A 23,848-nucleotide genomic window follows, 5' to 3' on the forward strand; every position below is an offset into this window, starting at 1 on the left:
TCATGCTGGAACTGAATTTTTCCCAGACGTTGGGCAACCATTGCCTGACGATTAATGAAACGCTGCCCGCCAATGGCATCACCGCTATTTTTGGTGTCTCTGGTGCCGGAAAAACCTCGCTGATTAACGCCATCAGTGGGCTGACACGTCCGCAAAAAGGGCGGATTGTCCTCAATGGTCGGGTACTAAATGACGCCGATAAAGGTATCTGCCTGACGCCAGAAAAGCGTCGCGTAGGCTATGTGTTTCAGGATGCGCGGCTGTTTCCGCATTATAAAGTGCGTGGCAATTTGCGCTACGGCATGGCGAAAAGCATGGTCAATCAGTTCGATAAGCTGGTGGCGCTTTTAGGCATTGAACCGTTGCTTGATCGTTTACCAGGCAGCCTGTCCGGAGGCGAAAAACAGCGCGTGGCGATTGGTCGGGCTTTGCTGACAGCACCGGAATTGCTGTTGCTGGATGAACCGCTGGCATCACTGGATATTCCGCGTAAACGCGAACTGTTGCCTTATCTGCAACGTCTGACGCGGGAAATCAACATTCCGATGTTGTATGTCAGCCATTCGCTGGATGAGATCCTCCATCTGGCAGACAGAGTGATGGTACTGGAAAACGGTCAGGTGAAAGCCTTTGGCGCGCTGGAAGAAGTCTGGGGTAGTAGCGTGATGAATCCGTGGCTACCGAAAGAGCAACAAAGTAGCATTCTGAAAGTGACAGTACTTGAGCATCATCCGCATTACGCGATGACCGCGCTGGCGCTGGGCGATCAGCATTTGTGGGTCAATAAGCTGGACGAACCGCTGCAAGCTGCGCTACGCATCCGCATTCAGGCTTCCGATGTCTCACTGGTTTTACAACCGCCGCAGCAAACCAGCATTCGTAACGTATTGCGGGCAAAAGTTGTTAATAGTTATGACGACAACGGCCAGGTGGAAGTGGAGCTGGAAGTCGGCTGTAAAACGCTGTGGGCGCGTATCAGCCCGTGGGCCAGGGATGAACTGGCGATCAAACCTGGCCTGTGGCTGTATGCGCAAATTAAAAGTGTGTCGATAACCGCCTGATTAAATCAGGTGGCTATAAATGAACTGGGCAATGCTGTCGGTGGTGTTATCACCAATCACAATGTTGGCGCGCGCTTTTACTGCGTCATCGGCGTTGCCCATCGCCACGCCTGTACCAGCGGCTTCCAGCATACTAATATCATTGAAGTTATCGCCGAACGCCACGACGTTTTCCATCGACCAGCCTTGCGCCTCAACCCATTTCGTCAAACGTTTACCTTTGCTGTTGCCGCCGCGTGCAATATCAACCTGATCGTGCCAGGACCATTCACACTCCAGTCCCAGTTCATGTTCGACATGCTTACCAAAATGCTGCAATTGCGGCAGGTCATCGTGCGTCAGGGCGAACTTCCATACGGCGTTAACTTGTTGCGCCGTTTCAGCCAGAGAAGCGACTTGTGTGAAAGTCGGACGCTGTTCCGGCGGCAGGGTTTGCGCCCAGTTAGACGTGCGAATGACATGTCCGGTCGGGTGCTCATAGACCATCGCATCATCCACATACATCAGACCGTGAATGTGGTGTTCATTCAGCATCTCAATGAGTTGCAGGGCTTTATTAACGGGCATTGGGTCCGCTTCCAGCACGGTTTTTGCATGATAATCATACAAATAGGTGCCATTACAGCAAATAGCAGGTGTATCCAGCGCCAGCGCCTGATAAAAAGGATGAATAGCGACGTGATGGCGACCTGTGACGATGATTAATCGATAGCCTGCTTCGCGAGCGCGGGCCAGGGCTTCTATCGATGATGGAAGCAGGGTCTTTTTCGGGGTCAATAAGGTGCCGTCTAAGTCGAGAGCAATCACGCGTGTGGTCATGGCGTATTCCAGATTAAGGTTAAGAATTTTCGTCTGCGCGAATGGTACACCGATACCACTATCGGACAAAATTCTGCGTTTTAATTCAGCATTCACCGCCAAAAGCGACTAATTTTAGCTGTTACAGTCAGTTGCTAAATGCAAAGGAGCATTCATGAAGCAAACAGTTTATATCGCCAGCCCTGAGAGCCAGCAAATTCACGTCTGGAACCTGAATCATGAAGGCGCACTGACGCTGACACAGGTTGTCGATGTGCCGGGGCAGGTGCAGCCGATGGTGGTCAGCCCGGACAAACGTTACCTCTACGTTGGTGTCCGTCCGGAGTTTCGTGTTCTGGCGTATCGTATTGCACCGGATGATGGCGCGCTGACCTTTGCTGCAGAGTCTGCGCTGCCGGGTAGCCCGACGCATATTTCCACCGATCACCAGGGGCAGTTTGTCTTTGTCGGTTCTTACAATGCGGGTAACGTGAGCGTAACGCGTCTGGAAGATGGCCTGCCAGTGGGCGTCGTCGATGTGGTCGAGGGGCTGGACGGTTGCCATTCCGCCAATATCTCACCGGACAACCGTACGTTGTGGGTTCCGGCATTAAAGCAGGATCGCATTTGCCTGTTTACGGTCAGCGATGATGGTCATCTGGTGGCGCAGGACCCTGCGGAAGTGACTACCGTTGAAGGGGCCGGCCCGCGTCATATGGTATTCCATCCAAACGAACAATATGCGTATTGCGTCAATGAGTTAAACAGCTCAGTGGATGTCTGGGAACTGAAAGATCCGCACGGCAATATCGAATGTGTCCAGACGCTGGATATGATGCCGGAAAACTTCTCCGACACCCGTTGGGCGGCTGATATTCATATCACCCCGGATGGTCGTCATTTATACGCCTGCGACCGTACCGCCAGTCTGATTACCGTTTTCAGCGTTTCGGAAGATGGCAGCGTGTTGAGTAAAGAAGGCTTCCAGCCAACGGAAACCCAGCCGCGCGGCTTCAATGTTGATCACAGCGGCAAGTATCTGATTGCCGCCGGGCAAAAATCTCACCACATCTCGGTATACGAAATTGTTGGCGAGCAGGGGCTACTGCATGAAAAAGGCCGCTATGCGGTTGGGCAGGGGCCAATGTGGGTAGTGGTCAACGCGCACTAACCGCTGATTTAACCGGCGCAGTCTCTCCTGCGCCGGTGTATTAACCTATCTCCTGTAACGCATGTCTCTGGCGTTCGACGATATTGGTCCACAAATTGTCTTTATCGTCAGTCCACAAATTAATCAGCAAGGCAAAAAAGCGTTCAGCTGCCGGAGAAAGCACGGCATCTTTGCGGCGAATAATCCCCAATGTCCGACGTATAACGGGTTCCACCAGTGGGATACCAATAATCGAAGAATAGGGCGCATGGGGCATTGCCAGACCAGGAAGCGCCGAAATCCCCAGTCCCGCCTCCACCAGCCCTAATGACGTCGAAAGATGACGCACTTCGTAAAACCAGTCCAGCTTCCAGGGCTTGTCGGCTAGCTGTTGTTCTATCAACAGTCGGTTGCCGCTGGAGGAGCGTACGCCAATCATTTTGTAACCCACTAACTCCTGCCATTCTACAAGCTGCTTTTTGGCCAATGGATGGTCACGCCGACAGGCCAGCACGAACGGCTCGTTGACCAGTGGGGTAAAATCAATGGATGAATTTGTGACGTTGTTCATGTTTATGCCAAAGTCTGATTCGTTACACAGCACCGATTCCATGCAATTATTCGTGCCTTGTTCCAGAATCCGCACTTTAATATTGGGATACAGCTCATTAAATTTACCGATTGCCAATGGTAAAAAATAAAATACCGCGGTCGGAATACACGCTAACGTCACCATACCTCGATGATAAGCATTCATGTCGCGAATACTAAAAAGCGTTTCATCGAATTTTTTTATTAATTCCCGCGCCTCCGGGAGCAACCTTTTTCCTGCTTTTGTTAACGTAACCTTGCGAGTTGTACGCTCAAATAGTTGAATGTGTAAATCTTCCTCCATCTTTTTTATTCTTCGCGTTAATGCAGGTTGCGTAATATTGAGTAATTTAGCAGCATTGTTAAATGAACTGGACTCTGCCAGTATGACAAATGCCTTCATACTTGATAATTCATGCTTCATTATTACTCCGGAAAATGGAAGCGACGATTTTGGGTGACTGGCAGTTAAAAATTTTAACTGCATTTAGCCAACTTAAATTAATGAAAAAATGTTATTAATCGTTGAGCTAAAGTCATTAGAGATGCTTTGCCCTTAATGTAACCATATCGCAATAAGTTATGTTTTTAAATTGAGGGCATTATTATGAAAAAAATACCCTGCGTGATGATGCGAGGTGGAACCTCGAGGGGCGCGTTCCTGTTAGCGGAACATCTACCCGAAGATCAAACGCAGCGCGATAAAATATTGATGGCAATTATGGGTTCCGGTAACGATCTGGAAATTGACGGTATTGGCGGCGGTAATCCGCTGACCAGTAAAGTCGCCATTATTAGCCGCTCCAGCGATCCGCGTGCAGATGTCGATTATCTGTTTGCTCAAGTTATCGTCCATGAGCAACGTGTCGATACCACGCCTAACTGCGGCAATATGCTGTCTGGCGTTGGGGCATTCGCCATTGAAAATGGTTTGATTGCAGCGACTTCGCCAGTTACCCGCGTACGTATCCGCAACGTCAATACGGGTACGTTCATCGAAGCTGATGTGCAAACGCCAAATGGTGTTGTCGAGTACGAGGGTAGCGCCAGAATTGACGGCGTACCGGGTACTGCCGCACCGGTTGCGCTCACTTTCCTGAATGCCGCCGGAACGAAAACCGGAAAAGTCTTCCCGACGGATAATCAGATTGATTATTTTGACGATGTCCCGGTGACCTGTATCGATATGGCGATGCCAGTTGTCATTATTCCTGCTGAATATCTGGGAAAAACAGGCTATGAATTACCGGCAGAGCTGGATGCCGACAAAGCATTATTAGCCCGCATTGAATCTATCCGTCTACAAGCGGGTAAAGCAATGGGTTTAGGCGATGTCAGTAATATGGTTATCCCTAAACCTGTACTTATTTCTCCAGCGCAGAAAGGCGGGGCAATTAATGTGCGTTATTTTATGCCGCATTCTTGCCATCGCGCTTTGGCGATAACCGGTGCTATTGCTATTTCCAGTAGTTGTGCATTGGAAGGTACCGTCACCCGACAAATCGTCCCTTCTGTAGGATACGGCAATATCAATATTGAACACCCCAGTGGTGCGCTCGACGTTCATTTAAGTAATGAAGGTCAGGATGCCACGACGTTACGCGCATCTGTTATTCGGACGACCAGAAAAATATTTTCCGGTGAAGTTTATCTTCCCTGAAAAATTTTGTTGTCGTGATAATGACAATCAATAAAGGAATTCTGTATGAGTCATACAGAAAGAACAGGATATTAAATGAATAAGAAATCGTTATGGAAGCTAATTCTGATATTAGCAATCCCATGTATTATTGGCTTTATGCCAGCTCCGGCAGGATTAAGCGAACTGGCGTGGGTGCTTTTTGGTATTTACCTGGCGGCCATTGTGGGGCTGGTTATCAAGCCTTTCCCGGAACCTGTCGTACTGTTAATTGCCGTCGCCGCATCGATGGTAGTGGTGGGTAACTTATCAGGTGGGGAATTTAAAACCACCGCTGTATTAAGCGGTTACTCTTCCGGTACCACCTGGCTGGTGTTTTCTGCGTTTACTTTAAGCGCCGCGTTTGTAACCACAGGCTTAGGTAAACGTATTGCCTATCTGCTGATTGGTAAAATTGGTAGCACTACCCTGGGTCTGGGTTACGTTACGGTATTTCTCGATCTGGTACTGGCTCCGGCAACACCGTCTAACACCGCGCGTGCGGGCGGCATCGTGTTACCGATCATCAACAGCGTGGCAGTGGCTTTGGGATCAGAACCGGAAAAAAGTCCGCGTCGTGTTGGACATTACCTGATGATGTCCATTTACATGGTCACCAAAACCACCAGCTATATGTTCTTTACCGCAATGGCGGGGAACATTCTGGCGCTGAAAATGATCAACGACATTCTGCACCTGCAAATTAGCTGGGGTGGATGGGCGTTAGCCGCCGGATTGCCGGGCATCATTATGCTGCTGGTCACCCCGCTGGTGATTTACACCATGTATCCACCAGAAATTAAGAAGGTGGATAACAAAACCATCGCTAAAGCGGGCCTTGCCGAACTGGGACCGATGAAAATCCGCGAAAAAATGCTGCTCGGTGTCTTTGTGCTGGCGCTGCTGGGCTGGATTTTCAGTAAGTCTCTGGGGGTTGATGAATCCACCGTGGCAATCGTTGTTATGGCAACTATGCTGCTGCTGGGTATCGTTACCTGGGAAGACGTGGTTAAAAATAAAGGCGGCTGGAATACCTTAATCTGGTACGGCGGTATTATCGGCTTAAGCTCCTTATTATCGAAAGTTAAATTCTTCGAATGGTTAGCTGAAGTCTTTAAAAATAACCTGGCATTTGATGGTCACGGGAACGTTGCTTTCTTCGTTATTATTTTCCTCAGCATCATCGTGCGTTATTTCTTCGCTTCTGGTAGTGCCTATATCGTTGCCATGTTACCGGTATTTGCCATGCTGGCGAATGTCTCCGGCGCACCGTTAATGTTAACCGCGCTGGCACTGTTGTTCTCTAACTCCTATGGCGGCATGGTTACTCACTATGGCGGCGCGGCAGGTCCGGTCATCTTTGGCGTGGGTTACAACGATATTAAATCCTGGTGGTTGGTCGGTGCGGTACTGACGATATTAACCTTCCTGGTGCATATCACCCTCGGCGTGTGGTGGTGGAATATGCTGATCGGCTGGAACATGCTGTAAATATACTCGTCATACTTCAAGTTGCATGTGCTGCGTCTGCGTTCGCTCACCCCAGTCACTTACTTATGTAAGTGACTGGGGATTCACTCGCTTGTCGCCTTCCTGCAACTCGAATTATTTAGAGTATATCCATTTATTATCTTTCTGCGCACTTTCCGGTGCGCAGATATCTGGAGCATTTGATGATCAAGTTATCTGAAAAAGGCGTGTTTCTCGCCAGTAATAACGAAATAATTGCCGAAGAACATTTCACCGGCGAAATTAAAAAAGAAGAAGCCAAAAAAGGCACTATTGCCTGGTCTATTCTCTCTTCTCATAATACGTCCGGAAATATGGATAAACTTAAAATTAAGTTTGATTCATTAGCCTCTCACGATATTACCTTTGTTGGTATTGTACAGACCGCTAAAGCGTCCGGTATGGAACGTTTCCCGCTGCCGTATGTGCTGACCAACTGCCATAACTCACTCTGCGCCGTCGGCGGCACCATTAACGGTGATGACCATGTTTTTGGTTTATCGGCGGCCCAGCGTTATGGCGGTATTTTTGTGCCACCGCATATTGCGGTCATCCATCAATATATGCGTGAAATGATGGCTGGCGGCGGCAAAATGATCCTCGGATCAGACAGCCACACCCGTTACGGCGCATTAGGGACAATGGCAGTCGGTGAGGGCGGCGGCGAGCTGGTAAAACAACTGCTTAATGACACCTGGGATATCGACTATCCGGGCGTGGTTGCGGTGCATCTGACCGGAAAACCTGCGCCGTATGTGGGGCCGCAGGATGTGGCGCTGGCTATCATCGGTGCCGTGTTCAAAAACGGTTACGTCAAAAACAAAGTGATGGAGTTCGTAGGTCCCGGTGTTGCAGCGCTCTCTACCGATTTCCGTAACAGCGTTGACGTGATGACCACTGAAACGACCTGTTTAAGTTCTGTCTGGCAAACCGATGAAGAAGTCCATAACTGGCTGGCGCTGCACGGTCGCGGCCAGGATTACTGCCAACTTAACCCTCAACCAATGGCGTACTACGATGGCTGCATCAGCGTTGATTTAAGCGCCATCAAACCAATGATTGCGCTGCCATTCCACCCGAGCAACGTGTATGAAATCGACACGCTGAACCAGAACCTGACCGACATTCTGCGTGAGATTGAAATTGAGTCCGAACGCGTGGCGCACGGTAAAGCCAAACTCTCGCTGCTGGATAAAGTGGAAAATGGTCGCCTGAAAGTGCAGCAGGGGATTATCGCGGGCTGTTCTGGCGGTAACTATGAAAACGTCATCGCGGCGGCGAATGCGCTGCGCGGTCAATCCTGCGGCAATGACACCTTCTCGTTAGCGGTTTACCCGTCATCACAGCCGGTGTTTATGGATCTCGCCAAAAAAGGTGTGGTCGCAGATTTGATTGGCGCAGGCGCAATCATCAGAACCGCGTTCTGCGGCCCATGCTTTGGCGCGGGCGATACGCCAATCAACAACGGTTTGAGTATTCGCCACACCACGCGTAACTTCCCGAACCGCGAAGGCTCTAAGCCAGCTAATGGGCAGATGTCAGCGGTGGCGTTGATGGACGCTCGTTCTATCGCTGCGACTGCGGCAAACGGTGGCTATTTAACCTCTGCCAGCGAACTCGATTGCTGGGACAACGTGCCGGAGTACGCCTTCGATGTAACGCCGTATAAAAATCGCGTCTATCAAGGCTTTGTGAAAGGGGCGACCCAGCAACCGCTGATTTACGGACCGAACATTAAAGACTGGCCGGAATTGGGTGCGCTGACTGACAATATCGTCCTCAAAGTGTGCTCGAAGATCCTCGACGAAGTGACCACCACCGACGAACTGATTCCTTCCGGTGAAACCTCTTCTTATCGTTCAAATCCGATTGGTCTGGCGGAGTTTACCCTGTCACGCCGCGATCCAGGTTATGTTGGCAGAAGTAAAGCGACTGCTGAGCTGGAAAATCAGCGTCTGGCGGGGAATGTCAGCGAGATGGCAGAGGTGTTTGCGCGCATTAAGCAGATTGCTGGTCAGGAACATGTTGATCCGCTGCAAACTGAAATTGGCAGCATGGTCTATGCGGTGAAACCAGGCGATGGTTCTGCGCGTGAACAGGCGGCGAGTTGTCAGCGTGTGATTGGCGGTCTGGCGAATATTGCCGAGGAGTACGCGACTAAACGCTATCGTTCTAACGTCATCAACTGGGGGATGTTACCGCTGCAGATGGCGGAAGCGCCAACCTTTGAAGTGGGGGATTACATTTACATCCCTGGCATTAAAGCGGCGCTGGATAATCCTGGAACGACGTTTAAAGGTTATGTGATCCATGAAGATGCACCGGTAACGGAAATCACGCTCTATATGGAAAGTCTGACTGCCGAAGAACGCGAGATTATCAAGGCGGGTAGTTTGATTAACTTCAATAAAAACCGTCAGATGTAAAAAGCGCCATGTGAATGTAGGTCGCATCCGGCACTTATTGTCGGATGCGATGCTGGCGCATCTTATCCGACCGACAAATCGTATCGAACTGTAGGCCGGATAAGGCGTTTACGCCGCATCCGGCACATAGTTAACAGCTCCTACTTCTTCGCCTCTGCAACCACTTTGCTACCCACGCCGCGGTTATTGTATTCCCACATGCGGTTGTAGTTAGTGTCATTCAGATTGCGTTGTACTTCGTCGTTATCATCAACGCTGCCGGTGTTACCCGCAAACGGGCGATTAGAGATCACCGCATCAGCCCACGGTTTGGCTGTGTTAAAACCTTCGTTGATGGCGCTATCACGGATCACTACCTGACCGTTGGTATTGGCATCAACATCCAGCGAGCGGCCCAGTTGCGCCACGCCATCACCGGAAGCATTGAAACGGCTGTTTACGGCGAGGAAACCGTAGTAAATGTTGGACAGCGTAGCCGGTGCAAACACATACGCTTCTTGCTGGGTACGGGAGTTCACCACGCGGAATTCGGTGTTATCGAACACCACTGCGCCGCGACCAGAAACGATATCCACATCCCCTTCAATATAGCTGTTGGTCACCAGCGTACGCGGCTGGCGATTCGTTTCCAGACGGTTCTGCACACCGCTGTTGGTGACAAAGAAGGTGTTCTGACGACCGAGAATGTTGACGTTATTGATCTGCACTTTGTCGCCATCAGTACGCAGTGCCACCGCCGGATGGTTACCCGCATCTACGCTATCGCCCAGCGTGTTTTCGATGGTCAGGTTTTGCAGTTGCAGGCCATTGTTTTGTGACCAGAAGACCGCAGAGCAGAGAACACCGATACTGTCGCTGCGTTTACTCTGGCAGCTATCGTACATATACCACGCCGGTTTACCTGGCATATATTTGCCGCGCGGGTTGACGTCGTGACGCCAGTCGGCAGGGCTCATGCCACCATCAAGGGAAAGCCCAATCTTCACATCAATCGGTTTTTCACCTGTACCGTACAGAGTAATTCCACCCGGAGCGGCAGGGACATACACCGTTCCCTGATACTCACCAGGCATCACGGCAATATACTGGCGCTTGTTGGTACGCTTGATAATTGCCGCATCTACCGCCGCCTGAATCGTGGTATGCGTTACACCTTGAGTACCCGCCGGGCCGACAACAAAGTCAGGTTGCGCAGGCAGGGTAATCGGGGAAGGATTCCACGCTGCCGCACCTGGTGTCAGGGATGCAAAATAGTGTTGAGCATCGAAATTCTGCGCTTCTTTTGCCGACAGAATCGGGCGAGAAGAGGTACCAGGCGCGGTTTGATCAGAAGGACGTTGATCGGGCGGTGTTGAGCTACAGGCGGTCAGCGTCACGCCAAAAGCCAATGCCAGCGCCAGACGGGAAACTGAAAATGTGTTCACAGGTTGCTCCGGGCTATGAAATAGAAAAATGAATCCGTTGAAGCCTGCTTTTTTATACTAACTTGAGCGAAACGGGAAGGTAAAAAGACAAAAAGTTGTTTTTAATACCTTTAAGTGATACCAGATGGCATTGCGCCATCTGGCAGAGTGATTAACTAAACATCGCAGTAATCGAGGCACTCGCCAGAGAGTGAAAATGAACGTTAAACCCGACCATCGCGCCGCTGGCACCTTCATCGACATCAATACGTTCTACATCCAGCGCGTGAACGGTAAAAATGTAGCGATGGGTTTCGCCTTTCGGCGGCGCTGCGCCATCGTATCCGGTTTTACCAAAGTCGGTACGCGTCTGCAAAACGCCGTCTGGCATTGCTACCAGACCAGATCCAAACCCTTGCGGTAATACGCGGGTATCCGCGGGTAAATTAACAACTACCCAGTGCCACCAGCCGGAGCCAGTTGGCGCATCCGGGTCGTAGCAGGTGACAACAAAACTTTTCGTTCCCACAGGAACATCATCCCACGCCAGATGCGGTGAAATATTATCGCCATCGTAACCCATGCCGTTAAAGACATGACGATGCGGCAGCTTATCGCCATCGCGTAAATCATTACTGATGAGTTTCATGAGCCCTCCTTTCTTGTTTGCAGAAAGTGTAGCCAGAAACCCTCACGCTGACTTCCCGTTATTGGCAAAAAAATGTTTCATCCTGCACCGCACGATTAACCGCTGCGGTCAGACGCTGCAACTGTTGCGGGAGAATAATATAGGGCGGCATCAGGTAAATCAGTTTGCCAAAAGGCCGGATCCAGACACCCTGTTCGACAAAGAATTTTTGCAGCGCTGCCATATTCACCGGACGAGAGGTTTCGACCACGCCGATTGCCCCCAGTACGCGCACATCGGCAACCATTTCGGCGTCACAGGCGGGGGCAAGTTGCTCGCGTAGCTGCGCTTCAATAGCCGCCACCTGATGCTGCCAGTCGCCAGATTCGAGAATCGCCAGGCTGGCGTTTGCTGCTGCGCAGGCCAGCGGATTGCCCATAAAAGTTGGCCCATGCATAAAGCAGCCGGCTTCGCCGTTACTGATGGTTTCCGCAACCTCGCGCGTGGTGAGCGTGGCGGAAAGGGTCATTGTGCCGCCGGTTAAGGCTTTACCGAGACACAAAATATCCGGCGCGATTTCTGCATGTTCACAGGCAAACAGTTTGCCGGTACGACCAAATCCGGTGGCGATCTCGTCGGCAATCAGCAAGATACCTTCGCGATCGCACATTTTGCGGATTCGTTTTAACCATTCCGGATGGTACATGCGCATCCCGCCTGCGCCCTGGACAATCGGTTCAATGATCACCGCCGCGATTTCATGACGATGCGCCGCCATCAGGCGGGCAAAGCCCACCATATCGCGCTCATCCCATTCGCCATCCATGCGGCTTTGCGGGGCGGGAGCAAACAGGTTTTCTGGCAGATAGCCTTTCCACAGGTTGTGCATTGAGTTGTCCGGATCGCACACCGACATCGCGCCAAAGGTATCGCCATGATAACCATTGCGGAAGGTTAGAAAACGCTGGCGCGCTTCGCCTTTGGCCTGCCAGTACTGCAACGCCATTTTCATCGCCACTTCTACCGCTACGGAGCCGGAGTCCGCGAGAAAAACGCACTCCAGTGGTTGCGGCGTCATTGCCACCAATTTGCGGCACAGCTCAATGGCGGGCGCATGGGTGATACCGCCAAACATCACATGCGACATAGCATCAATTTGCGACTTCATCGCCGCATTAAGCTGCGGGTGATTGTAACCGTGGATCGCCGCCCACCAGGACGACATACCGTCAACCAGGCGTCTGCCGTCAGACAAAATTAGCTCGCAACCTTCGGCGCTTGCCACCGGATAAACCGGCAGCGGGGAGGTCATGGATGTGTATGGGTGCCAGATATGGCGTTGGTCAAAGGCAAGATCGTCCGTTGTCATAATCGACTTGTAAACCAAATTGAAAAGATTTAGGTTTACGAGTCTACACCGAATTAACAACAAAAAACACGTTTTGGAGAAGCCCCATGGCTCACCGCCCACGCTGGACATTGTCGCAAGTCACAGAATTATTTGAAAAACCGTTGCTGGATCTGCTGTTTGAAGCGCAGCAGGTGCATCGTCAGCATTTCGATCCTCGTCAGGTGCAGGTCAGCACTTTGCTGTCGATTAAGACCGGAGCTTGTCCGGAAGATTGCAAATATTGCCCGCAAAGCTCGCGCTACAAAACCGGGCTGGAAGCCGAGCGGTTGATGGAAGTTGAACAGGTGCTGGAGTCGGCGCGCAAAGCGAAAGCGGCGGGATCGACGCGTTTCTGTATGGGCGCGGCGTGGAAGAATCCCCACGAACGCGATATGCCGTACCTGGAACAAATGGTGCAGGGGGTAAAAGCGATGGGGCTGGAGGCGTGTATGACGCTGGGCACGTTGAGTGAATCTCAGGCGCAGCGCCTGGCGAATGCCGGGCTGGATTACTACAACCACAACCTCGACACCTCGCCGGAGTTTTACGGCAATATCATCACCACGCGTACCTATCAGGAACGCCTCGATACGCTGGAAAAAGTGCGCGACGCCGGGATCAAAGTCTGTTCAGGCGGCATTGTGGGCTTAGGCGAAACAGTAAAAGATCGCGCCGGATTATTGCTGCAACTGGCAAACCTGCCAACGCCGCCGGAAAGCGTACCAATCAACATGCTGGTGAAGGTGAAAGGCACGCCGCTGGCGGATAACGATGATGTCGATGCCTTTGATTTTATTCGCACCATTGCAGTTGCGCGGATCATGATGCCGACCTCTTACGTACGCCTTTCTGCCGGACGCGAGCAGATGAACGAACAGACTCAGGCGATGTGCTTTATGGCTGGCGCAAACTCGATTTTCTACGGTTGCAAACTGCTGACCACGCCGAATCCGGAAGAAGATAAAGACCTGCAACTGTTCCGCAAACTGGGGCTAAATCCGCAGCAAACTGCCGTGCTGGCGGGCGATAACGAACAACAGCAGCGTCTGGAGCAGGCGCTGATGACCCCGGACACTGACGAATATTACAACGCGGCAGCACTATGAGCTGGCAGGAGAAAATCAACGCGGCGCTCGATGCGCGGCGTGCTGCCGATGCCCTGCGTCGCCGTTATCCGGTGGCGCAAGGAGCCGGACGCTGGCTGGTGGTGGATGATCGCCAGTATCTGAACTTTTCCAGTAACGATTATTTAGGTTTAAGCCATCATCCGCAAATTATCCGTGCCTGGAAGCAGGGTGCGGAGCAATTTGGCATCGGTAGCGGCGGCTCCGGTCACGTCAGCGGTTATAGCGTGGCGCATCAGGCGCTGGAAGAAGAACTGGCCGAGTGGCTGGGCTATTCGCGGGCACTGCTGTTTATCTCTGGTTTTGCTGCTAATCAGGCAGTCATTGCCGCGATGATGGCGAAAGAGGACCGTATTGTTGCCGACCGGCTTAGCCATGCCTCATTGCTGGAGGCTGCAAGTTTAAGCCCGTCGCCGCTTCGCCGTTTTGCTCATAACGATGTCACTCATCTGGCGCGACTGCTTGCTTCCCCCTGTCCGGGGCAGCAACTGGTAGTGACAGAAGGCGTGTTCAGCATGGACGGCGATAGTGCGCCACTGGAGGAAATCCAGCAGGTAACGCAACAGCACGATGGCTGGTTGATGGTCGATGACGCCCACGGCACGGGCGTTATCGGGGAGCAGGGGCGTGGCAGCTGCTGGCTGCAAAAGGTAAAACCAGAATTGCTGGTGGTGACGTTTGGCAAAGGATTTGGCGTCAGCGGGGCAGCGGTGCTTTGCTCCAATACGGTGGCGGATTATCTGCTGCAATTCGCTCGCCATCTTATCTACAGCACCAGTATGCCGCCCGCTCAGGCGCAGGCATTACGTGCGTCGCTGGCGGTCATTCGCAGTGATGAGGGGGATGCACGGCGCGAAAAACTGGCGGCACTCATAACGCGTTTTCGTGCCGGAGTGCAGGATTTGCCGTTTACGCTTGCTGATTCATGGAGCGCCATCCAGCCATTGATCGTCGGTGATAACAGCCGTGCGTTACAACTGGCAGAAAAACTGCGCCAGCAAGGCTGTTGGGTCACGGCAATTCGCCCGCCAACCGTACCCGCTGGTACTGCGCGACTGCGCTTAACGCTAACCGCAGCGCATGAAATGCAGGATATCGACCGTCTGCTGGAGGTGCTGCATGGCAACGGTTAATAAACAAGCCATTGCTGCGGCATTTGGACGGGCAGCCGCACACTATGAGCAACACGCCGATCTACAGCGCCAGAGTGCTGACGCCTTACTGGCAATGCTCCCACAGCGTAAATACACCCGCGTACTGGATGCGGGTTGTGGACCAGGCTGGATGAGCCGCCGCTGGCGAGAGCGTCACGCGCAGGTGACTGCGTTAGATCTCTCTCCGCCAATGCTTGTTCAGGCACGCCAGAAGGATGCCGCAGACCATTATCTGGCGGGAGATATCGAATCCCTGCCGTTAGCGACTGCGACGTTCGATCTTGCATGGAGCAATCTCGCGGTGCAGTGGTGCGGTAATTTATCCACGGCACTCCGCGAGCTGTATCGGGTGGTGCGCCCCGGAGGCGTGGTCGCGTTTACCACGCTGGTGCAGGGATCGTTACCCGAACTGCATCAGGCGTGGCAGGCGGTGGACGAGCGTCCGCATGCTAATCGCTTTTTACCGCCAGATGAAATCGAACAGTCGCTAAACGCCGTGCATTATCAACATTATATTCAGCCCATCACGCTGTGGTTTGATGATGCGCTCAGTGCCATGCGTTCGCTGAAAGGCATCGGTGCCACGCATCTTCATGAAGGGCGTGACCCGCGAATATTAACGCGTTCGCAGTTGCAGCGATTGCAACTGGCCTGGCCGCAACAACAGGGGCGATATCCTCTGACGTATCATCTTTTTTTGGGAGTGATTGCTCGTGAGTAAATGTTATTTTGTCACCGGAACGGATACCGAAGTGGGGAAAACTGTCGCCAGCTGCGCGCTTTTACAAGCCGCAAAGGCAGCAGGCTACCGGACGGCAGGTTACAAACCGGTGGCCTCTGGCAGCGAAAAGACCCCGAAAGGCTTACGTAATAGTGACGCGCTGGCGTTACAGCGCAACAGTAGCCTGCAGCTGGATTACGCAACGGTAAATCCTTACACCTTCGCAGAACCCACCTCGCCGCATATCATCAGCGCGCAAGAGGGCAGGCCGATAGAAGCATTGGTAATGAGCGCCGGATTACGCGCGCTTGAACAACAGGCTGACTGGGTGTTAGTGGAAGGTGCTGGCGGCTGGTTTACGCCGCTTTCTGACACTTTCACTTTTGCGGATTGGGTAACACAGGAACAACTGCCAGTGATACTGGTTGTGGGCGTGAAACTCGGCTGTATTAATCACGCGATGTTGACTGCGCAGGCAATACTACACGCCGGACTGACTCTGGCGGGGTGGGTGGCGAACGATGTCACGCCTCCGGGAAAACGTCACGCTGAATATATGACCACGCTCACCCGCATGATTCCCGCGCCGCTGCTGGGCGAAATTCCCTGGCTTGCAGAAAATCCAGAAAATGCGGCAACCGGAAAGTACATCAATCTTGCCTTAATGTAGTCATCCTGTAATTGGTTAAATTGCGAGCGAGATCGTGTCTCCGATTGACTGCAATTTAACCAATTAAATTCTAAAAAAATCACGAAAAAAATTTTACCTCCGCATCATGCGGTGAATGTGGGAATTGCCCAGGCGGCGGGGGATAGGGGCTGCAGACAGTTATCCACTATTCCTGTGGATAACCATGTGTATTAGAGTTAGAAAACACGAGGCAAGCGAGAGAATACGCGGCTTGCACGCGAATTGGCGTTAAAGACAGCTCAAAGAAATATCTTTTATTTTTTAACAGGTTAGATAATTGCAATGGCAGTCACTGAACAGGCATCTCTTGCCATAAAACTGTCATCAATCATCTTGACAAATGTTAAAAAAGCCGTTGCTTTGGGGATAACCCGGTAAGGCCGGAGTTTTATCTCGCCGCAGAGTAAATCTTGTTCATGATTGACAGCGGAGTTTACGCTGTAACAGAAATATTATGGTGATGAACTGTTTTTTTATCCAGTATAATTTGTTGGCATAATTAAGTACGACGAGTAAAATTACATACCTGCCCGCCCAACTCCTTCAGGTAGCGACTCATGAGTAAACCGTTCAAACTGAATTCCGCTTTTAAACCTTCTGGCGATCAGCCGGAGGCGATTCGACGTCTCGAAGAGGGGCTGGAAGATGGCCTGGCGCACCAGACGTTACTTGGCGTGACTGGCTCCGGGAAAACCTTCACCATTGCCAATGTCATTGCTGACCTTCAGCGCCCAACCATGGTACTTGCGCCCAACAAAACGCTGGCGGCCCAGCTGTATGGCGAAATGAAAGAATTCTTCCCAGAAAACGCGGTGGAATATTTCGTCTCCTACTACGACTACTATCAGCCGGAGGCCTATGTACCGAGTTCCGACACCTTTATTGAGAAAGATGCCTCGGTAAACGAACATATCGAACAGATGCGTTTATCCGCCACCAAAGCGATGCTGGAGCGACGTGATGTGGTTGTGGTGGCGTCTGTTTCCGCGATTTATGGTCTGGGCGATCCTGATTTATATCTCAAGATGATGCTCCATCTCACGGTCGGTATGATTATCGATCAGCGCGCGATCCTGCGCCGACTGGCGGAGCTGCAATATGCCCGTAATGATCAAGCATTCCAGCGTGGTACTTTCCGTGTTCGTGGCGAGGTGATTGATATCTTCCCGGCAGAATCGGATGACATTGCACTTCGCGTGGAGCTGTTTGACGAGGAGGTGGAACGATTGTCGTTATTTGACCCGCTGACCGGGCAGATTGTTTCCACTATTCCACGTTTTACCATCTACCCGAAAACGCACTACGTCACGCCACGCGAGCGCATCGTCCAGGCGATGGAGGAGATCAAAGAAGAGCTGGCCGCCAGACGTAAAGTGCTATTGGAAAACAACAAACTGCTGGAAGAGCAGCGGCTGACCCAGCGTACCCAGTTTGATCTGGAGATGATGAACGAGCTAGGCTACTGTTCGGGGATTGAGAACTACTCGCGCTTCCTCTCCGGTCGTGGACCGGGTGAGCCACCGCCGACGCTGTTTGATTACCTGCCTGCTGATGGGCTGCTGGTGGTCGATGAATCTCACGTCACCATTCCACAAATTGGCGGCATGTATCGCGGTGACCGGGCGCGTAAAGAGACACTGGTGGAGTACGGCTTCCGCTTGCCATCAGCGCTGGATAACCGCCCGCTGAAATTTGAAGAGTTCGAAGCATTAGCGCCGCAAACCATCTATGTTTCGGCGACGCCGGGTAATTACGAGCTGGAAAAATCCGGTGGCGATGTGGTGGATCAGGTTGTGCGTCCAACAGGCTTACTCGACCCGATTATTGAAGTGCGTCCGGTAGCGACACAGGTGGATGATCTTCTATCGGAGATTCGTCAGCGAGCGGCAATTAACGAACGCGTACTGGTTACAACTCTGACCAAGCGGATGGCGGAAGATCTCACTGAATATCTCGAAGAACACGGTGAGCGCGTGCGTTATCTTCACTCAGATATCGATACCGTCGAACGTATGGAGATTATCCGCGACTTGCGTCTGGGTGAGTTCGACGTATTGGTAGGGATCAACTTACTGCGCGAAGGTCTGGATATGCCGGAGGTTTCGCTGGTGGCGATCCTCGACGCTGACAAAGAAGGCTTCCTGCGTTCCGAACGTTCGTTGATCCAGACCATTGGTCGTGCGGCACGTAACGTTAACGGTAAAGCGATTCTCTACGGCGATAAGATCACCCCATCAATGGCGAAAGCGATTGGCGAAACCGAACGTCGCCGCGAGAAACAGCAGAAGTACAACGAGGAACACGGCATTACGCCGCAAGGCTTGAACAAGAAAGTGGTCGATATCCTGGCGCTGGGGCAGAACATTGCCAAAACCAAAGCGAAGGGCAGAGGAAAATCGCGCCCGATTGTTGAGCCGGATAATGTGCCGATGGATATGTCGCCTAAAGCGTTACAGCAGAAGATCCATGAACTGGAAGGGTTGATGATGCAACACGCGCAGAATCTGGAGTTCGAAGAAGCGGCGCAAATTCGTGACCAGTTGCATCAGTTGCGTGAGCTGTTTATTGCCGCGTCGTGACAAGATGACGAAGCCGGAATATTCTTCCGGCTTCGTGTTAACCTAAAGCCTGTAATGCCTTTTCCAGCGCGCTATGCAACAACTGGCGGTCATGACGATACGGAATATCGCTGGCCTCCAGCACTTCCTGAATCACAATCCGCTCTTTCACCGCCGAGACATCCACTTTTGGCCCGACGATGACCGCATCAATTACCTTTTTACCAACATACTGCTCCATAATTGCCAGCTTGCTTTCCAGCTTCAGATTAGCCGCAGGTAAACTCAACTCACGCCCCAGATTGCCGATATAGACCATCGGCGCTGGCGTGCGGCGTAATGCCTGTGCGATTTCCTTCAGCAGCAGAATTGGCATCAGGCTGGTGTAAAAACTGCCAGGCCCAATAATGATGAGATCCGCTTCACTGATAGCGTGAACCGCCTCACGCGTTGCGGGTACATTCGGCGTTAACAATAACTCTTGAATCGGCGCAGTTAACTGGTCGATATTGACCTCGCCGTAAACTTCATGCCCCTGATCGTCAATCGCCATCAGATCAACAGGATGCTCCGACATCGGAATCAAATGTGCGTCCACTTTCAGCAGATTTCGAATCAGATTGATCGCTTCAAGAGGTCGCACGCTAAGGTGATCCAGTGCCTTTAACATCAGGTTTCCAAGGTTGTGCCCGGAAAGTTCGCCATTACCGCCGAAACGATATTCAAACATTGCGGAAGCGACGCTGGGTTCAGTTATCAGCTGATTGAGGCAGTTGCGCATATCGCCCCAGGCAATGCCGCCTTCTGAGCGGCGAATACGCCCCGTCGAGCCACCGTTATCGGTGGTGGTGACGATACCCGTTAAACGAGAACCCAAAGACGAAAGTGATGAGAGAACGCGTCCCAGTCCATGCCCTCCGCCGAGAGCAACGACACGATCAAGATCAGCCAGCGTACGATTGCGCATATAGTTTCCTGGAGTCAGATTATCCGCGCTACAGTAGCGCAAATTGCGAGGAAACAGCAATTAACCTGCCAATATTGAGGATACAAACTATTTTCTTCTACCTCTAAAGGACGATGCACGCTATGCCTCCCTGATGATGTATATCAAAGTAAAACCGCCATTTTCCCTTATTCTGTAGCGAAATAGCACGATCATGACGCTATATACATGATTACATAGCGAAAGTGTGGATGGTAAAAATCTCATTTACACGCTAGTATCGGCTTAACCACTAAACACTCTAGCCTCTGCACCTGGGTCAACTGATACGGTGCTTTGGCCGTGACAATGCTCGTAAAGATTGCCACCAGGGCGAAGGAAGAAATGACTTCGCCTCCCGTATCTGGAAAGGTGTACATGGCTTCACAACTGACTGATGCATTTGCGCGTAAGTTTTACTACTTGCGCCTGTCGATTACTGATGTGTGTAACTTTCGTTGCACCTACTGCCTGCCGGATGGTTACAAGCCGAGCGGCGTCACCAATAAAGGCTTCCTGACCGTCGATGAAATTCGCCGGGTTACGCGCGCCTTCGCCAGTCTGGGCACCGAAAAAGTCCGTCTGACAGGTGGTGAGCCATCTTTACGCCGCGACTTTACCGATATCATCGCCGCTGTGCGAGAAAACGACGCTATTCGCCAGATAGCGGTCACCACCAATGGTTACCGTCTGGAGCGCGATGTGGCGAACTGGCGCGATGCTGGACTTACTGGCATCAACGTCAGCGTTGATAGCCTTGACGCTCGCCAGTTTCATGCCATTACCGGGCAGGATAAATTCAATCAGGTCATGGCAGGAATCGATGCTGCATTTGAGGCCGGTTTTGAGAAGGTCAAAGTCAATACCGTGCTGATGCGTGATGTGAATCATCACCAGCTCGACACCTTTCTGAACTGGATCCAGCATCGTCCCATCCAGCTGCGTTTCATCGAACTGATGGAAACGGGCGAGGGCAGCGAGCTCTTCCGTAAGCATCACATCTCTGGTCAGGTTCTGCGTGACGAGTTACTGCGTCGCGGCTGGATCCACCAATTACGTCAACGCAGCGACGGTCCCGCGCAAGTCTTTTGTCATCCGGATTACGCCGGAGAGATTGGCCTTATCATGCCGTATGAAAAAGATTTCTGCGCCACTTGCAACCGCCTGCGCGTTTCCTCCATTGGTAAACTCCATCTCTGCCTGTTTGGTGAAGGCGGCGTTAACCTGCGCGATCTGCTGGAAAACGATACCCAGCAACAGGCGCTGGAAGCGCGTATTTCAGCGGCGCTGCGGGAGAAAAAACAGACCCATTTCCTGCATCAAAATAACACCGGTATTACGCAAAACTTATCGTACATTGGTGGCTAAAACGTCAAAAGGAGAGATCAGATGAGTCAGGTAAGCACTGAATTTATCCCGACCCGTATTGCTATTCTTACGGTTTCTAATCGTCGCGGTGAAGAAGACGATACCTCCGGTCACTATCTTCGCGACTCGGCGCAAGAAGCGGGCCATCACGTTGTCGATAAAGCCATTGTGAAAGAAAACCGCTACGCTATTCGCGCTCAGGTCTCTGCGTGGATCGCCAGCGACGATGTACAAGTGGTGTTGATTACGGGTGGTACTGGCCTGACGGAAGGAGATCAGGCTCCCGAAGCGCTGCTGCCGTTGTTCGACCGTGAAGTTGAAGGTTTTGGTGAAGTGTTCCGGATGTTGTCGTTCGAAGAGATTGGCACTTCCACGTTGCAATCTCGTGCGGTAGCGGGCGTCGCTAACAAAACGCTGATTTTCGCCATGCCGGGTTCGACCAAAGCGTGCCGTACCGCATGGGAAAATATCATTGCGCCGCAGCTGGATGCCCGTACGCGTCCGTGTAATTTCCATCCACATTTGAAGAAATAAGTATGTCGCAACTGACCCATATCAACGCCGCTGGCGAAGCGCACATGGTCGATGTCTCCGCCAAAGCGGAAACCGTGCGTGAAGCGCGCGCCGAAGCCTTTGTCACCATGCGCAGCGAGACGCTGGCGATGATTATTGATGGTCGCCACCACAAAGGCGACGTATTTGCCACTGCGCGTATCGCCGGTATTCAGGCGGCAAAACGCACCTGGGATCTGATCCCGCTGTGTCACCCGCTGATGCTCAGCAAAGTTGAAGTCAATTTACAGGCCGAGCCGGAGCACAATCGGGTACGTATAGAAACCTTATGCCGCCTGACCGGGAAAACCGGTGTCGAAATGGAAGCGTTAACCGCGGCCTCCGTGGCGGCGCTGACCATTTATGACATGTGCAAAGCGGTGCAAAAAGATATGGTGATTGGTCCGGTACGTTTGCTGGCAAAGAGCGGCGGCAAGTCGGGTGACTTTAAGGTGGAAGCGGATGATTAACGTTCTTTTTTTCGCCCAGGTGCGCGAGTTGGTGGGAACTGATGCAACCGAAGTGGCTGCGGATTTCCCAACCGTTGAAGCGTTACGCCAGCATCTGGCTGCGCAGAGCGATCGCTGGGCTCTGGCGCTGGAAGATGGCAAATTGCTGGCTGCTGTCAACCAGACGCTGGTGAGTTTTGACCATTCGCTGACTGACGGCGACGAAGTGGCTTTCTTCCCGCCGGTAACCGGAGGTTAAGATGGCAGAAACCAAAATTGTTGTCGGCCCGCAGCCGTTCAGCGTAGGAGAAGAGTACCCGTGGCTGGCTGAGCGTGACGAAGACGGTGCGGTAGTCACCTTTACCGGTAAGGTGCGCAACCATAACCTGGGCGACAGCGTCAAAGCATTAACCCTCGAACACTATCCGGGAATGACAGAAAAAGCACTGGCAGAAATCGTTGATGAAGCGCGTAACCGCTGGCCGCTGGGGCGCGTCACGGTAATTCACCGCATTGGTGAATTATGGCCGGGCGATGAAATTGTTTTTGTCGGTGTTACCAGTGCGCATCGCAGCAGTGCGTTTGAAGCCGGGCAGTTTATTATGGATTATCTCAAAACCCGCGCACCGTTCTGGAAGCGCGAAGCCACGCCGGAAGGCGACCGCTGGGTCGAAGCTCGGGAGAGCGATCAGCAGGCGGCAAAACGCTGGTAGTTTATTGTTAGCCGGATAAGGCACCGCTGCGTCCGGCAATTTCACCGCTCAGTACATCCGTTTACGCTGCGTCGATGCACAGCCTCATCATTTTGCAGTATCCTTAAGATATTCCTTATATCTTCAGGAGAAAGTCATGGACAGATTCCCACGTTCTGATTCAATCGTACAACCCCGGGCTGGCTTGCAAACTTATATGGCGCAAGTCTATGGCTGGATGACCGTTGGCTTGTTGCTGACAGCATTTGTTGCCTGGTATGCGGCTAATTCCGCGGCCGTGATGGAGCTGTTGTTTACTAACCGTGTCTTTTTAATCGGTCTGATCATCGCGCAATTAGCATTGGTTATTGTGTTATCAGCGATGATTCAAAAGCTGAGCGCAGGTGTAACGACGATGCTCTTTATGCTTTATTCGGCGCTGACGGGTCTTACGCTTTCCAGTATTTTCATTGTCTATACCGCTGCTTCTATCGCCAGTACTTTCGTCGTTACTGCCGGGATGTTCGGCGCAATGAGCCTGTACGGTTACACCACGAAGCGCGATCTAAGCGGCTTTGGCAATATGCTGTTTATGGCGTTAATCGGCATTGTGCTGGCATCGCTGGTTAACTTCTGGCTGAAAAGCGAAGCATTGATGTGGGCAGTCACCTACATCGGCGTGATTGTCTTTGTCGGATTGACGGCGTATGACACCCAGAAACTGAAAAATATGGGTGAGCAGATTGATACTCGCGACACGTCGAACCTGCGCAAATATTCCATTCTTGGCGCGTTAACCTTGTATCTGGACTTCATCAACCTGTTCCTGATGTTGCTGCGGATCTTCGGCAACCGCCGTTAATTCTTTTTCATCATCAATATCCCGGCCATGTGTCGGGATTTTTTTTCTTATTAAAAAC

Annotated in this window: 22 protein-coding genes and 1 riboswitch; of the genes, 16 read left to right on the plus strand and 6 right to left on the minus strand. The window is 51.9% G+C overall.

Going from position 1 to position 23,848, the window contains the following annotated elements; translation table 11 throughout:
- The first annotated feature begins 2 nt into the window (after positions 1-2).
- Positions 3-1,061 (plus strand): molybdenum ABC transporter ATP-binding protein ModC, encoded by a 1,059-nt coding sequence (modC, locus tag ACJHX4_RS02755; RefSeq protein ID WP_000891663.1) that lies wholly within the window; start codon positions 3-5, stop codon positions 1,059-1,061.
- Here the strand turns inward: modC and ybhA are convergent, their stop codons facing one another.
- A complete protein-coding gene (ybhA, locus tag ACJHX4_RS02760) occupies positions 1,062-1,880 on the minus strand; it encodes a bifunctional pyridoxal phosphate/fructose-1,6-bisphosphate phosphatase (RefSeq protein ID WP_001295884.1) in 819 nt (272 codons plus the stop codon).
- Positions 1,881-2,034: 154 nt separating this feature from the next.
- Between ybhA and pgl the strand changes: the two genes are divergently transcribed.
- Positions 2,035-3,030 (plus strand): 6-phosphogluconolactonase, encoded by a 996-nt coding sequence (gene pgl / locus ACJHX4_RS02765; RefSeq protein WP_000815435.1) that lies wholly within the window; start codon positions 2,035-2,037, stop codon positions 3,028-3,030.
- Positions 3,031-3,070: 40 nt separating this feature from the next.
- Here the strand turns inward: pgl and ACJHX4_RS02770 are convergent, their stop codons facing one another.
- A complete protein-coding gene (locus tag ACJHX4_RS02770; protein ID WP_001295885.1) occupies positions 3,071-4,024 on the minus strand; it encodes a LysR family transcriptional regulator in 954 nt (317 codons plus the stop codon).
- Between the two features lie 183 nt (positions 4,025-4,207).
- Between ACJHX4_RS02770 and ACJHX4_RS02775 the strand changes: the two genes are divergently transcribed.
- From ACJHX4_RS02775 to ACJHX4_RS02785, 3 genes are all read left to right on the plus strand, one after another.
- Positions 4,208-5,260 (plus strand): 4-oxalomesaconate tautomerase, encoded by a 1,053-nt coding sequence (locus tag ACJHX4_RS02775; protein ID WP_000723652.1) that lies wholly within the window; start codon positions 4,208-4,210, stop codon positions 5,258-5,260.
- Positions 5,261-5,335: 75 nt separating this feature from the next.
- Positions 5,336-6,769 carry an anion permease gene (locus tag ACJHX4_RS02780; RefSeq protein WP_001036491.1) on the plus strand — a complete coding sequence of 478 codons (1,434 nt, stop codon included), beginning with the start codon at positions 5,336-5,338 and terminating at the stop codon, positions 6,767-6,769.
- A gap of 182 nt (positions 6,770-6,951) precedes the next feature.
- Positions 6,952-9,213: a hydratase gene (locus ACJHX4_RS02785; protein ID WP_000593914.1), complete on the plus strand. Its 2,262-nt coding sequence runs from the start codon at positions 6,952-6,954 to the stop codon at positions 9,211-9,213.
- A gap of 140 nt (positions 9,214-9,353) precedes the next feature.
- Here ACJHX4_RS02785 and ACJHX4_RS02790 read toward each other — a convergent pair whose 3' ends face one another.
- The 3 genes from ACJHX4_RS02790 to bioA form a co-directional block, all read right to left on the minus strand.
- Positions 9,354-10,637, minus strand: coding sequence for a putative acyl-CoA thioester hydrolase (locus tag ACJHX4_RS02790; protein WP_001091562.1), 1,284 nt, complete (start codon positions 10,635-10,637; stop codon positions 9,354-9,356).
- 151 nt (positions 10,638-10,788) lie between these two features.
- Positions 10,789-11,265 (minus strand): kinase inhibitor, encoded by a 477-nt coding sequence (locus tag ACJHX4_RS02795; RefSeq protein ID WP_000767411.1) that lies wholly within the window; start codon positions 11,263-11,265, stop codon positions 10,789-10,791.
- A 58-nt stretch (positions 11,266-11,323) separates the two neighbouring features.
- Positions 11,324-12,613, minus strand: a complete 1,290-nt coding sequence (gene bioA, locus ACJHX4_RS02800; RefSeq protein ID WP_001295886.1) for an adenosylmethionine--8-amino-7-oxononanoate transaminase — start codon at positions 12,611-12,613, stop codon at positions 11,324-11,326.
- Between the two features lie 86 nt (positions 12,614-12,699).
- On the opposite strand from bioA, the gene bioB reads away from it, so the two are divergent.
- The 5 genes from bioB to uvrB all read left to right on the plus strand — a co-directional run bounded on the left by bioB (position 12,700) and on the right by uvrB (position 18,903).
- Positions 12,700-13,740 carry a biotin synthase BioB gene (bioB, locus tag ACJHX4_RS02805; RefSeq protein WP_000951213.1) on the plus strand — a complete coding sequence of 347 codons (1,041 nt, stop codon included), beginning with the start codon at positions 12,700-12,702 and terminating at the stop codon, positions 13,738-13,740.
- A complete protein-coding gene (gene bioF, locus ACJHX4_RS02810; RefSeq protein WP_000118852.1) occupies positions 13,737-14,891 on the plus strand; it encodes an 8-amino-7-oxononanoate synthase in 1,155 nt (384 codons plus the stop codon). The genes bioB and bioF overlap by 4 nt, the downstream gene beginning before the upstream one ends.
- On the plus strand, positions 14,878-15,633 hold the full coding sequence (gene bioC, locus ACJHX4_RS02815; RefSeq protein ID WP_000246772.1) for a malonyl-ACP O-methyltransferase BioC: 756 nt from the start codon (positions 14,878-14,880) through the stop codon (positions 15,631-15,633). Before bioF ends, bioC begins: the two co-directional genes overlap by 14 nt.
- Positions 15,626-16,303 (plus strand): dethiobiotin synthase, encoded by a 678-nt coding sequence (bioD, locus tag ACJHX4_RS02820; RefSeq protein ID WP_000030923.1) that lies wholly within the window; start codon positions 15,626-15,628, stop codon positions 16,301-16,303. The genes bioC and bioD overlap by 8 nt, the downstream gene beginning before the upstream one ends.
- 578 nt (positions 16,304-16,881) lie before the next feature.
- Positions 16,882-18,903, plus strand: coding sequence for an excinuclease ABC subunit UvrB (uvrB, locus tag ACJHX4_RS02825; protein ID WP_000042533.1), 2,022 nt, complete (start codon positions 16,882-16,884; stop codon positions 18,901-18,903).
- 37 nt (positions 18,904-18,940) lie between these two features.
- Here the strand turns inward: uvrB and yvcK are convergent, their stop codons facing one another.
- On the minus strand, positions 18,941-19,849 hold the full coding sequence (gene yvcK / locus ACJHX4_RS02830) for a uridine diphosphate-N-acetylglucosamine-binding protein YvcK (RefSeq protein WP_001295887.1): 909 nt from the start codon (positions 19,847-19,849) through the stop codon (positions 18,941-18,943).
- A 264-nt stretch (positions 19,850-20,113) separates the two neighbouring features.
- A riboswitch (molybdenum cofactor riboswitch) is annotated at positions 20,114-20,258 on the plus strand.
- Here yvcK and moaA point away from each other — a divergent pair.
- The 6 genes from moaA to ACJHX4_RS02860 all read left to right on the plus strand — a co-directional run bounded on the left by moaA (position 20,246) and on the right by ACJHX4_RS02860 (position 23,790).
- The gene (gene moaA / locus ACJHX4_RS02835) at positions 20,246-21,235 is read left to right on the plus strand and encodes a GTP 3',8-cyclase MoaA (RefSeq protein WP_001295888.1); all 990 of its coding nucleotides are present in this window, start codon (positions 20,246-20,248) and stop codon (positions 21,233-21,235) included. Its footprint overlaps the riboswitch before it by 13 nt.
- 21 nt (positions 21,236-21,256) lie before the next feature.
- Positions 21,257-21,769, plus strand: coding sequence for a molybdenum cofactor biosynthesis protein B (gene moaB, locus ACJHX4_RS02840; RefSeq protein ID WP_000084639.1), 513 nt, complete (start codon positions 21,257-21,259; stop codon positions 21,767-21,769).
- 2 nt (positions 21,770-21,771) lie between these two features.
- A complete protein-coding gene (gene moaC, locus ACJHX4_RS02845; RefSeq protein ID WP_000080885.1) occupies positions 21,772-22,257 on the plus strand; it encodes a cyclic pyranopterin monophosphate synthase MoaC in 486 nt (161 codons plus the stop codon).
- Entirely contained in the window at positions 22,250-22,495 is a 246-nt protein-coding gene (gene moaD, locus ACJHX4_RS02850; RefSeq protein ID WP_000611261.1) for a molybdopterin synthase sulfur carrier subunit, read from the plus strand. Before moaC ends, moaD begins: the two co-directional genes overlap by 8 nt.
- A gap of 1 nt (position 22,496) precedes the next feature.
- On the plus strand, positions 22,497-22,949 hold the full coding sequence (gene moaE, locus ACJHX4_RS02855; protein ID WP_000852287.1) for a molybdopterin synthase catalytic subunit MoaE: 453 nt from the start codon (positions 22,497-22,499) through the stop codon (positions 22,947-22,949).
- A gap of 136 nt (positions 22,950-23,085) precedes the next feature.
- Positions 23,086-23,790, plus strand: a complete 705-nt coding sequence (locus ACJHX4_RS02860; protein WP_000373624.1) for a Bax inhibitor-1/YccA family protein — start codon at positions 23,086-23,088, stop codon at positions 23,788-23,790.
- Positions 23,791-23,848 lie beyond the last annotated feature (58 nt).

This window comes from Escherichia sp. WS2035 (assembly GCF_046487065.1).
In the GTDB taxonomy this organism is placed as follows: Bacteria; Pseudomonadota; Gammaproteobacteria; order Enterobacterales; family Enterobacteriaceae; genus Escherichia; species Escherichia coli.

Coding starts and splice junctions, on each gene's coding strand:
- modC (WP_000891663.1), top strand. CDS start 3: ATGCTGGAACTGAATTTTTCCCAGACGTTGGGCAACCATTGCCTGACG.
- ybhA (WP_001295884.1), bottom strand. CDS start 1,880: ATGACCACACGCGTGATTGCTCTCGACTTAGACGGCACCTTATTGACC.
- moaB (WP_000084639.1), top strand. CDS start 21,257: ATGAGTCAGGTAAGCACTGAATTTATCCCGACCCGTATTGCTATTCTT.
- ACJHX4_RS02785 (WP_000593914.1), top strand. CDS start 6,952: ATGATCAAGTTATCTGAAAAAGGCGTGTTTCTCGCCAGTAATAACGAA.
- bioC (WP_000246772.1), top strand. CDS start 14,878: ATGGCAACGGTTAATAAACAAGCCATTGCTGCGGCATTTGGACGGGCA.
- bioB (WP_000951213.1), top strand. CDS start 12,700: ATGGCTCACCGCCCACGCTGGACATTGTCGCAAGTCACAGAATTATTT.
- ACJHX4_RS02780 (WP_001036491.1), top strand. CDS start 5,336: ATGAATAAGAAATCGTTATGGAAGCTAATTCTGATATTAGCAATCCCA.
- ACJHX4_RS02860 (WP_000373624.1), top strand. CDS start 23,086: ATGGACAGATTCCCACGTTCTGATTCAATCGTACAACCCCGGGCTGGC.
- moaA (WP_001295888.1), top strand. CDS start 20,246: ATGGCTTCACAACTGACTGATGCATTTGCGCGTAAGTTTTACTACTTG.
- yvcK (WP_001295887.1), bottom strand. CDS start 19,849: ATGCGCAATCGTACGCTGGCTGATCTTGATCGTGTCGTTGCTCTCGGC.
- ACJHX4_RS02770 (WP_001295885.1), bottom strand. CDS start 4,024: ATGAAGCATGAATTATCAAGTATGAAGGCATTTGTCATACTGGCAGAG.
- pgl (WP_000815435.1), top strand. CDS start 2,035: ATGAAGCAAACAGTTTATATCGCCAGCCCTGAGAGCCAGCAAATTCAC.
- moaC (WP_000080885.1), top strand. CDS start 21,772: ATGTCGCAACTGACCCATATCAACGCCGCTGGCGAAGCGCACATGGTC.
- ACJHX4_RS02775 (WP_000723652.1), top strand. CDS start 4,208: ATGAAAAAAATACCCTGCGTGATGATGCGAGGTGGAACCTCGAGGGGC.
- moaE (WP_000852287.1), top strand. CDS start 22,497: ATGGCAGAAACCAAAATTGTTGTCGGCCCGCAGCCGTTCAGCGTAGGA.
- ACJHX4_RS02795 (WP_000767411.1), bottom strand. CDS start 11,265: ATGAAACTCATCAGTAATGATTTACGCGATGGCGATAAGCTGCCGCAT.
- bioF (WP_000118852.1), top strand. CDS start 13,737: ATGAGCTGGCAGGAGAAAATCAACGCGGCGCTCGATGCGCGGCGTGCT.
- moaD (WP_000611261.1), top strand. CDS start 22,250: ATGATTAACGTTCTTTTTTTCGCCCAGGTGCGCGAGTTGGTGGGAACT.
- uvrB (WP_000042533.1), top strand. CDS start 16,882: ATGAGTAAACCGTTCAAACTGAATTCCGCTTTTAAACCTTCTGGCGAT.
- bioA (WP_001295886.1), bottom strand. CDS start 12,613: ATGACAACGGACGATCTTGCCTTTGACCAACGCCATATCTGGCACCCA.